Origin of the sequence: Frateuria sp. (assembly GCF_013362045.1) — a bacterium.
In the GTDB taxonomy this organism is placed as follows: Bacteria; Pseudomonadota; Gammaproteobacteria; order Xanthomonadales; family Rhodanobacteraceae; genus Frateuria_A.
This window is the reverse complement of the sequence record NZ_JABFWW010000222.1, coordinates 1-9,950: the sequence shown is the minus strand read 5'-3', so window position 1 is coordinate 9,950 and position 9,950 is coordinate 1. Positions and strand designations below refer to the sequence as shown.

The window sequence follows — 9,950 nt, the reverse complement described above, 5'->3', positions numbered from 1 at the left end:
GCCTGGGCCAGGTCCGCCACGCTCGCGCCGAGCGCCTGCCAGCGGTCGATCGCCCGCCGGGCGGACGCCTCGTCGCGCACCGCCAGGGACAGTTCCACCGCGCGCTGGGCGACCGCAGGATCGTCGGACAAGGCCATGGCGCGGCCGTAGCAGGCGGACGCCTCCTTGAGGTCGTTGCGGGTAAGCGCCATCTCGCCGGCGAGCAGTTGCGCCAGCAGGTCGTGTTCGGTGTCGGGGGTGGCCACGGTCAGCCGATCCAGCGGCTGCTTGGGCGTCGGCAGGTGAGCGCGCGGCCCGGACACGCCGGCGCAGGCGGCCAGGCCGACGACACAGCCGACCGCGCCCGCAAAATGCCGCAGTTGCTTGAACTTGGTCTTCACGCTCAGCACACTAGTTGCCATCCCATCGTCCGTTCTGGCCGTACCCAACCGCCGCAGGTACGAAAGCTTAGCCTACGCCGCCGCGGATACCCCGTCGTCAATTCGCACTCCACGCCATGCCGCTGATCGCCCTCGGGCTCAATCACCTCACCGCGCCGGTCAGCCTGCGCGAACAGGTGGCGTTCGACAACGACGCCGCCGGTGAAGCGCTGCGCGAACTGAAGGCCGAGCCGGGCGTGGAGGAGGCACTGATCCTTTCCACCTGCAACCGCACCGAGCTCTACGTCGGCGTGGCCGAAGGCGCGGAACAGGCGCCGCAGGCGTGGTTCAACCGCCACCATCGCTTGACCCCCGGCAAGCTGGACGAGTTCCTCTACCGGCACGACGAGGACGCTGCAGTACGCCACATGTTCCGCGTCGCCACCGGGCTGGACTCGATGGTGCTGGGCGAGCCGCAGATCCTTGGCCAGGTGAAGGACGCCTACCAGCTGGCGCGCCAGGCGCAGGCGCTGGGCGCGCCGCTGGACCGCTTGCTGCAGCACACCTTCGCCGTGGCCAAGCGCGTGCGCACCGACACGCGCATCGGCGCACACACCGTTTCGGTGGCCTTCACCGCGGTGCGCCTGGCCGAGCAGGTGTTCACCGACCTCAAACAGGCCTGCGTGCTGCTGGTGGGTGCCGGCGACACCATCGAACTGGCCGCGCGCCATCTCGCCGACAAGCAGGTGCGCCGCCTGATCGTCGCCAACCGCACGCTGGAGAACGCCCAGGAACTGGCCAGCCGCTATGGCGGCTACGCGATCGCGCTGGCCGACCTGGCGCAGCATTTGGCCGAGGCGGACATCGTGATTTCCTCCACTGCCGCACGCCAGCCCGTGGTGACGCGGCCGATGGTCGAGCAGGCGGTGGCCGCGCGAAAGCGCCGGCCGATGTTCATGGTCGACATCGCCGTGCCGCGCGACATCGAACCGGCCGTCGCGACGCTGGAGGACGTGTTTCTTTACGGCGTGGACGACCTGCAGCAGGTGATCGACGACAACCGCCGCTCGCGCGAGACCGCAGCGCGCGAGGCAGAGACCATCATCGACCTGCAGGTGGAGCGCTACATGGCCTGGCGCCGCGCGCTCACCCTGCGCAACCCGGCGATCGACCTGCGCCAGCATGCCGAGCGCTACCGCGACGAGGTGCTGGTCAAGGCGCAGGCCATGCTGGCGCGCGGCAAGTCGCCCGACGAGGCGCTGGCCTTCCTCGCCAACACGTTGACCAACAAGCTGCTGCACCACCCCAGCGCGCGCTTGCGCGAGGCGGCGCTCAACGGCGACCTGGACCTGCTGCATGCGGCCGGGCGGCTGTACGGCGAGCCCGAGGCCAAGGACGAGTAGCGAGGGCGGCTGGCTGCCGCGCTCCGCTACGCGAACCGGCGCATGCCGGTCCCTTCCTGCCGTGCCACCCTCGCCGCCATGACCCCATCGATCCGCCGCAAACTCGAGACCCTGGCCGAGCGCCACGAAGAAATCGCCCTGTTGCTCGCGCAACCGGACGTGCTCGCCGATGCCGGCCGCTTCCGCGAGCTTTCGCGCGAATACGCGCAGATCGAGCCGGTTGCCGCCGCCCTGCGCGAGCATGACGAGGCCGAACGCGAGCTGGCCGAGACCCGCGCCATGCTGGTTGATCCGGAGTTGCGCGAGATGGCCGCCGACGACGTCGAACGCCTGCAGGCACGCCTGGCGGAACTCGATGGCGAACTGCAGCTCCTGCTGCTGCCGAAGGACCCGCGCGACGAAGCCAACCTGTTCCTCGAAGTGCGCGCCGGCACCGGCGGCGACGAGGCGGCGCTGTTCGCCGGCGACCTGTTCCGCATGTACGCGCGCTATGCCGAACGGCGCCGCTGGCACGTCGAGGTGCTCAGCGAGAACCCCGGCGAGCATGGCGGCTACAAGGAGATCGTGGCGCGCATCGAGGGCAAGGGCGCCTACTCGCGGCTGAAGTTCGAATCGGGTACGCACCGCGTGCAGCGCGTGCCGGAAACCGAGTCGCAGGGCCGCATCCATACCTCCGCGGCGACCGTGGCGATCCTGCCGGAGATGGACGAGATCGAGGACATCGAGCTCAATCCGGCCGACCTCAAGACCGATACGTTCCGCGCTTCGGGAGCCGGCGGCCAGCACGTCAACAAGACCGACTCGGCCATCCGCATCACGCACCTGCCGACGGGCATCGTGGTGGAATGCCAGGACGAGCGCAGCCAGCACAAGAACCGCGCCCGCGCACTGAGCCTGCTGAAGGCGCGCCTGCTCGACGAGGCGCAGGCCAGGCAGACCGCCGCGCAGGCGCAGGAGCGCCGCCTGCAGGTGGGCTCGGGCGACCGCAGCCAGCGCATCCGCACCTACAACTTCCCGCAGGGCCGCATCACCGACCACCGCGTCAACCTCACGCTCTATCGCCTGCCCGAAGTGCTTGCCGGCGACCTGGACGAACTGGTCGACACGCTCACCCGCGAGCACCAGGCGGACGAGCTGAAAAGCCTCGCGTCGTAGTAGGGCCGGGAAGGAGCCGCTCCGCACACCATCGCCGCGCGCTGCGGGGCGCCGCATTGAGCACCAGCCGTGGGGAACGTGATGGAAGGCCGGCGTGGCGGGATCGCGTCCGTGGCACGGGCGTACCGCGGCGGCTGAAGCACGTCGTTTCTCATTGGACCGGCGACCATGGCATCCTTGCCGGCAGCTGCCGTGCAGGCCGGCGCAACAGGCTTTCGGGGAAGCCATGGCGATGACGATTGTTTTGCGCCGCGATGCCGGCGAGCAGACGAGCCGGGCTCCATGACGGCAAGCGCGCGCGCCGAACTGGAAGCCCTGCTGCAACGCCTGGTGCAGATGCTGCGCCAGGATGCCAGTGGCGCTGCCGAAGCCGCCGCCGCCGAAGGCCGCAAGAACTTCCCGCTGTCGGGCGAACTGGTTCGCCTGCACGGCGTCGCGCTGTTGCAGCTGGGCCGCCGGCGCGAGGCGCTGAGCGCCCTTCACCGCGCCGCGGAACTGGCTCCGGCCAGCGTGGAAGTGCAGTGCAACCTGGCCAACCTGGCGCTGGAGGACGGCCGTCCCGAAGCGGCCATCGAGCGCCTGCAGGCTGCGCTCGGCCGCACGCCCGGCCATCCCGGCGTACTGCAGGCGCTGGGCGTGGCGCAGATGGTGGCGGCGCGCCACGAGGAGGCGCGCGACACCTTCGCCCAGGCAGTCCGCGCGGCCCCGCACCACCCCGGACTGCGGCTGAACCAGGCCGAGGCCGAACTGGAACGGGGCGCCACCGCGCAGGCGCTGGCCCATGTGCGCGAGGCGCTCGCGATGGCGCCCCGATTGGCCGCAGCCCACAACCTGCTTGGCCACGTGCTGCACGCCCAGGGCCATCTCGCCGAAGCCGCCCAGGCCTGGCTGGAGGCCGAGCGGCTGGCTCCCAACGAACCGCGCCACGTGTTCCAGGCCGCCCGCATGCTGGAAGCCTCCGGCCAACTCGCGCAGGCGGCCGCCGCCTATGCGCGCACGCTGCAGCATGCGCCCCAGTCGGGGCCTGCGCTCAGCCGGCTCGCCTTCATCCGGCGCCGGCTGGCCGACTGGCACGAACAGAACCAACTCACCGCCCGCCTGCGCGAAGCGGTGGAAGCCGGCCAGCATGGCATCGTCCCGTTCGCGCTGTTGCTCGAACCGCTGGACCGGGCACTCCAGCGCAAGGCACTGGAAACCTTCGCCCATCCCATCGAACAGCACCTGGCGCCGATGCGCCAGCAGTTGGCTTTCACCTGGCGCCAGCCGCCGCCCGCCGCGCCGATCCGCGTCGGGCTGCTTTCCGACGGTTTCGGCGAGCACCCGATCGGCCGCGCAGTGGCCGGCCTGGTCGAGGCGCTGGCCACCCTGGGCGGGCTGGAGCTGTACCTGTTCGCCACCACCGCCGACGACGGCCCGTTGCGCCAGCGCCTGGCCGCCGCGGCGCCGCTGCACGTGCTCGATGCGCTGCCGCCCGCGCAGGCGGCGCAGCAGATCAATGCGCTGGGCATCGAAGTGCTGTTCGACCTGACCGGCTACGGCGCGCACACCAACGCCGACCTGCTGGCGTTGCGGCCGGCACCGCTGCAGGTGAACTGGCTGGGCTACCCCGGTACTTCGGGTGCGCCCTGGATCGACTACGTCCTGGCGGACACCGTGGTGCTGCCGCCCGCGCACCGTGCCGGCTACAGCGAGAAGGTGCTGCGCCTGCCGCGCTGCTTCCTGCCGGTCGACCGCACTACGCCGGCCCCGGCGCCCACGCGGTCCGCTTGCGGCCTGCCCGAGACGGGCGTGGTGTTCGCCTGCTTCAACGACATCCGCAAGATCGACCCGGCGATGTTCGCGCGCTTCATGCAGGTCCTGCGCGAGGTGCCCGGCAGCGTGCTGTGGCTGCGCAGCGGACCGGACGGCGCCGACGCGCGCCTGCACGCCGCCGCGGCCGGGCAGGGAGTCGCGCCGGAACGGCTGGTGTTCCTGCCGCAGCTGCCGCACGGCGACTATCTGGCACGCTACGCACTGGCCGACCTGTTCCTCGATACGCTTCCCTATGGCGCACGCGCCACCGCCGCCGACGCGCTGTGGGCCGGCTGTCCCGTGCTGGCTACCGCCGGGGACACGTTCGCCGGGCGCGTCTCGGCCAGCCTGCTATGCCACGCCCACCTGCCCGAGCTGGTGGCCGAGGACGTCGACGGCTTGGTCGCGATGGCAGTGCAGCTGGGCCGTGATCCCGCTGCGCTCGCCGCGACGCGCACCCGCGTGGCCGACCTGCAGGGGCAATCGCCCTTGTTCGACACGGCGGCCTTCGCCGTGGACTTCCGCCGCGCGGTGCAGGCGATCGGGACCCGACGCCGGATCGGCCGTCCTCCGATCGACCTGGACTTCTAGCCGGTGGAGAAACCGCGCGGCGCGGCCGCCGCGTCGTCCACGCCGCTGCGCTCCACGCGCTCGACCTGCGCAGCGGCCGACCCCTGCCAGAGCCAGCGCTCCAGCGCATCCACTGCCGCGGCGTCACCGTGGGCGACGACCTCGACGCATCCGTCGGGCAGGTTGCGGGCGTGGCCGGTCAGGCCCAGGCGCAGGGCCTGATCGCGGGTGCTGGCGCGATAGAACACGCCCTGCACCACGCCGCCGACGAGGAAACGCGCCGCGGCCACCTCACTGCCCCGCAGCGATCGCCGCGCCCAGCGACTGCGGCGTGACCGGGCCGATGAAGCGCTTGGCCACGTGTCCGTCGGGGGCGATCAGGTAGGTGGTGGGGAGGCCGCGCGGCTCGTCGAAATCCTTCGGCGCGCCGTCGAGCGTGACCTGGGCGACGGGATAACTCACCGGGTGCTTGGCGAGGAAGGCCTGGATGTCGGCCTTGTCGCTGTCCTCGTAGGCCAGGCCGATGGCGCGCACGTTCGCATGGCCTGCGACGAAGCGGGAGATGTCCGGCATCTCCTTGATGCACGGCACGCACCAGGTCGCCCAGAAGTTGACGATCACCCAGTAGCCGCGCTGCGCGGACAGGTCGAACGGCTTGCCCTCCAGCGTGGTCACTTTCAGCGCCGGCCGTGCGGGCATGGCCGCATGCACCGGTGTCACGGCGGCCGACAGCAGCACGGCAAGCAGAAGGCCTGGCATCTTCATGGGGAAGCGTTCTCCGGTTCGTTCGGGGATGAGGGAAAGGCCTGGTCCAGCCGCGTGCCCAGTGTCTCCTCGAGCATGCGCGCCACCTCGGCAAGCAGGCCGATCAGCGCAGGCGGCAGGTCGATGCCCAGCGCGCCGGCCTCCTGCACGGGCTGGAGCGGCAGCCGGTAATCGGAGTGACGATACACCCGCAGCAGGTCGGTGCTGTCCAGGCTGCGGCTGAGCAGCCAGCCGCCGGCCTCGCCGCGCTGGATCAGGTCGGCCCGCTGCAGGTCGTCGAAGTAGCAGGCGATCGCGGCGCTGCGCAGGTAGGGTTCCTGCAGCCGCACGGTGGCCGGATCGATGCTGTTGCCTTCGCGCTGCGCCTCGACGAAATGCCGCAGCACCACCAGCAGGCCGAGGAACTCGGCGCCCTCCGGCAGCGTCTGCGCCGGAGCATGGTATTCGTAGGCCGACAGCGAGGCGGCCACCGAGGCGCCGAGGATCGCGATCACCCACGACAGGTAGATCCACAGCAGGAAGATCGGGATCGTCGCCAGCACGCCGTAGATCTGCTGGTAGGTCTGCGCATGGCTGACGAACAGCGTGAAGCCCCAACGCGCGATCTCGAACAGGATGGCGCCCAGCAGCGCGCCGATCGCCGCGTCGCTGCGGCGCACCTTGCAGTTGGGCACGGTGCCGTACGTCAGCCACAGCGTCACGAAGGTCACCACGAACGGCAGCAGCCCGAGCAGCCGCTGGCTCAGGTTCAGGTGTACATAGGCGCCGGCCAGCAGCGGCATCGCCGTCACGTAGGAGGTCACCGCGATGCCGCCGACCACCAGGATCGGTCCCAGCGTCAGCGCCGCCCAGTACAGCAGCAGGCGCGAACCCCAGGCGCGCGACTGGTGCACGCGCCAGATGCGGTTCAAGCGGTCCTCGATGCTCACCATCATCGACAGCGCGCTGAAGAGCATCACCAGAATGCTGATGCCGGTGAGCTGGCTGGCGTTGCGCGCGAAGCTCAGCAGCGTCTCCTGCACTTTCTCGCCCGCGGCCGGCACGAAGTTGGAGAAGACGAAATCCAGCAGCATGTTGCGCGCCGGCGCGAACACCGGAAACACCGAGAACATCGCCAGCACCGCCACCATCAGCGGCACCAGCGACACCAGCGTGGTGTAGGACAGGGCGCCCGCCGTCTCGAAGCACTTGTCGTCGACGAACCGCTGCCAGATGAAGCGGCTGAAGCTGAGCGCACGGTCGCGGTCGAAACGCCAGGCCATGGGCGGCACCATCAAGCGGAAGGCGGCCGCTACACTACCCGATCGCCGGTGAACGCCCAACCGAACGGAACCCATGAGCCAAAGCATCCTGGTCCTGTACTACAGCCGCAGCGGACACACCGCCCAGCTCGCACGCCTGATCGCCCGCGGCGTGGAAGAGGCCGGCCTTGAGGCGCGCCTGCGCCAGGTGCCGCCGGTCGCCCCGGTCACCGAAGTGGCGCAGCCGCCGGAGCCGGACGAAGGCGCACCCTACGTGCGCCGCGAGGACCTCGCCCAATGCGCTGGACTCGCGCTGGGCAGCCCGACCCGCTTCGGCAACATGGCCGCGCCGCTCAAGCACTTCCTGGACTCCACCGGGGCCGAGTGGGCCAGCGGCACGCTGGCCGGCAAGCCCGCGGCAGTGTTCACCTCCACCGGCACCATGCACGGCGGGCAGGAATCGACGCTGCTCACGATGGCGCTGCCGCTGCTTCACCACGGCATGTTGCTGCTGGGCATCCCGTTCACCGAACCGGCGCTCAACGCCACCGCAAGCGGCGGCACGCCTTACGGCGCCAGCCACGTCGCCGGGATCAAGGGCGACCATCCGATCAGCGAGCACGAGCGGGAACTGGCGCGCGCGCTGGGACGGCGCCTGGCCGATACCGCGCGCAAGCTGGCGGTGCGTGCATGAATGCGCCGGTGCCGCTGGCCTACCGCGTCGGCCGCGTGGCCTGGTTCGCGCTGATCGCACTGCAGGTTGCCTGGCACGGCTGGCTGGCCCGCCCGGAGCACCTGCCGGTGTGGTTGGTACTGGCCGTCACCGTGGTTCCGCTGCTGCTGCCCTTCACCGCCCTGCCCGACCTGCGCCGTGCGCTCCTGTGGGTCGGCATCCTCAGCCTGTTCTTCTTCTGCCACGGCGTCGCCGAGGCGTGGAGCGCGCCGGAGGTGAAGTGGCTGGCGCTGGCCGAAATCGGATTGACGCTGCTGCTGATCCTGGCGCTCGGCGCCGGCGTCAAACGCAAGCCTCGCGCCTGACCCACCTTCTGCAGGAGAGGTATTGGCGGGAAGGTTCGGTAGTGCCACGCCATGCTCCGCCCGAACCCTCTCCCGGAGAGCGCGCCCGCAATCCGGAACCATGGCAGGCGTCTCGACATCCCGGCCGCGACCCGGTGCCTATACTCGCGCGTATTGCCGCCCACGGAGCGCGCCATGGATTTTCTGCAGACCGCGCCGCAACTGGTCCATCCCTACCGCAACGACCGCACCCTGCTGGCCTTGCTGGACCGGCTGATCCCGCCGGAGCGCCGCGCTGCGCTCGACGCCGACCTGGATGCCCTGGGCGACTACGCGCAGTTCGCCTGGGAGCGCGCCCGCCGCAGCACACCACGCACGCCGGTGCTCACGCGCTGGGACGCCTGGGGCCGGCGCGTGGACCGCATCGAGCTGACCACCGCCTGGCAGGAAGGCCCGCAGCTGACCACCCGCCACGCCATCCTCGCCGCCGGCCAGGAGGCGCACGAGTACGCGCGGCTGGAACAGTTCGCGCGCGTCTACCTCTACCACCTCGCCAGCGAGTTCTATACCTGCCCGCTGGCGATGACCGACGGCGCGATCGCCGCATTGAAGGCAGCCGGCAACCAGCCGCTGATCGAACGCGCGCTGCCGCATTTCCTCAGCCGCGACCCGGCCGGCTTCTGGCTGAGCGGCCAGTGGATGACCGAGACCGCCGGCGGCTCCGACGTCGGCCGCAGCGGCACCGTCGCGCGGCAGGACGCCGACGGCCAGTGGCGCCTTCATGGGCGCAAGTGGTTCAGCTCTGCGGTGGTCGGCGAAGCGGCGCTCGCGCTGGCGCGGCCCGAGGGCGCCGGCGAAGGCACCGCGACACTTGCGCTCTTTTACGTCGAGACGATGGACGGCGACGCGCGCAAGCCGCAACTGATCGTCGACCGGCTGAAGGACAAGCTCGGCACGCGCGAGCTCCCCACCGCCGAGATCCATCTCGACGGCCTGCCGGCCTGGCCGGTGGGCGAACTTGCGCACGGCGTGCGCCAGGTTGCGCCCATGCTCAACGTCACCCGCACCTGGAACGCGGTCTGCGCGGTCGCCAGCATGGCGCGCGCGTTGGCGCTGGCCTGCGACTACGCCGTGCGGCGCGAGGCCTTCGGCCGGCCGCTGATCGAGCAGCCGCTGCATGCGCAGACCCTGGCCTGCATGCGTGCCGAATTCGAGGGCGCCTTCGCGCTCGCCTTCGAGGTGGCGCAACTGCTCGGCCGCGTCGAGCAGGGTCGCGCCGCGCCGCGCGAGGCGGCCCTGCTGCGCCTGCTCACGCCGCTGGCCAAGCTGTGGACCGGCAAGCTGGCGGTGGCGCTGTGCTCCGAGGCGCTGGAGTGCTTCGGCGGCGCCGGCTACATCGAGGACACCGGCCTGCCGCAGCTGCTGCGCGACGCGCAGGTCTACGCGATCTGGGAGGGCACCACCAACGTGCTGGCGCTGGATGGCCTGCGCGCGCTCGGCGAAGGGCTGCCGGCCTTGCGCTCCGCCATAGGAAGCTGGGTCGAGGGCAGCCACGAGCCGGATGCCGTAGCGCCGGTACATGCGGCGCTCGACGCCGCCGCGCGGCAGCTGCAGGCGCTGAGCGGCGAGCGCGATGCACAGGAGGCCTC

The 9,950-nt window shown here is 71.0% G+C and carries 9 protein-coding genes and 1 pseudogene; 6 read left to right on the top strand and 4 right to left on the bottom strand.

Going from position 1 to position 9,950, the window contains the following annotated elements; all coding sequences use genetic code 11:
• Positions 1-401: pseudogene (locus tag HOQ08_RS10695) on the bottom strand (hypothetical protein); the annotation flags it as partial.
• 95 nt (positions 402-496) lie between these two features.
• Between HOQ08_RS10695 and hemA the strand changes: the two are divergent.
• The 3 genes from hemA to HOQ08_RS10680 all read left to right on the top strand — a co-directional run bounded on the left by hemA (position 497) and on the right by HOQ08_RS10680 (position 5,299).
• The gene (hemA, locus tag HOQ08_RS10690) at positions 497-1,762 is read left to right on the top strand and encodes a glutamyl-tRNA reductase (RefSeq protein WP_291194352.1); all 1,266 of its coding nucleotides are present in this window, start codon (positions 497-499) and stop codon (positions 1,760-1,762) included.
• A gap of 78 nt (positions 1,763-1,840) precedes the next feature.
• Positions 1,841-2,917: a peptide chain release factor 1 gene (gene prfA, locus HOQ08_RS10685; protein WP_291194349.1), complete on the top strand. Its 1,077-nt coding sequence runs from the start codon at positions 1,841-1,843 to the stop codon at positions 2,915-2,917.
• Positions 2,918-3,199: 282 nt separating this feature from the next.
• Complete coding sequence (locus tag HOQ08_RS10680; RefSeq protein WP_291194346.1) at positions 3,200-5,299, top strand: tetratricopeptide repeat protein; 2,100 nt, start codon at positions 3,200-3,202, stop codon at positions 5,297-5,299.
• Here HOQ08_RS10680 and HOQ08_RS10675 read toward each other — a convergent pair.
• Genes HOQ08_RS10675 through HOQ08_RS10665 form a run of 3 tightly spaced genes read right to left on the bottom strand, consistent with a single transcriptional unit; the run spans position 5,296 to position 7,305 of the window.
• Positions 5,296-5,568 (bottom strand): acylphosphatase, encoded by a 273-nt coding sequence (locus HOQ08_RS10675; RefSeq protein ID WP_291194343.1) that lies wholly within the window; start codon positions 5,566-5,568, stop codon positions 5,296-5,298. The genes HOQ08_RS10680 and HOQ08_RS10675 overlap by 4 nt on opposite strands.
• Position 5,569: 1 nt before the next feature.
• A complete protein-coding gene (locus HOQ08_RS10670; RefSeq protein ID WP_291194340.1) occupies positions 5,570-6,043 on the bottom strand; it encodes a TlpA disulfide reductase family protein in 474 nt (157 codons plus the stop codon).
• Complete coding sequence (locus HOQ08_RS10665) at positions 6,040-7,305, bottom strand: YihY family inner membrane protein (RefSeq protein ID WP_291194337.1); 1,266 nt, start codon at positions 7,303-7,305, stop codon at positions 6,040-6,042. Before HOQ08_RS10665 ends, HOQ08_RS10670 begins: the two co-directional genes overlap by 4 nt.
• Before the next feature lie 73 nt (positions 7,306-7,378).
• Here HOQ08_RS10665 and wrbA point away from each other — a divergent pair, with 73 nt between their 5' ends.
• The 3 genes from wrbA to HOQ08_RS10650 form a co-directional block, all read left to right on the top strand.
• Complete coding sequence (gene wrbA, locus HOQ08_RS10660) at positions 7,379-7,978, top strand: NAD(P)H:quinone oxidoreductase (protein ID WP_291194334.1); 600 nt, start codon at positions 7,379-7,381, stop codon at positions 7,976-7,978.
• Complete coding sequence (locus HOQ08_RS10655; RefSeq protein WP_291194331.1) at positions 7,975-8,322, top strand: DUF2069 domain-containing protein; 348 nt, start codon at positions 7,975-7,977, stop codon at positions 8,320-8,322. Before wrbA ends, HOQ08_RS10655 begins: the two co-directional genes overlap by 4 nt.
• Before the next feature lie 174 nt (positions 8,323-8,496).
• The coding region (locus HOQ08_RS10650) for an acyl-CoA dehydrogenase family protein (RefSeq protein ID WP_291194328.1) at positions 8,497-9,950 on the top strand (1,454 nt) is incomplete at its 3' end.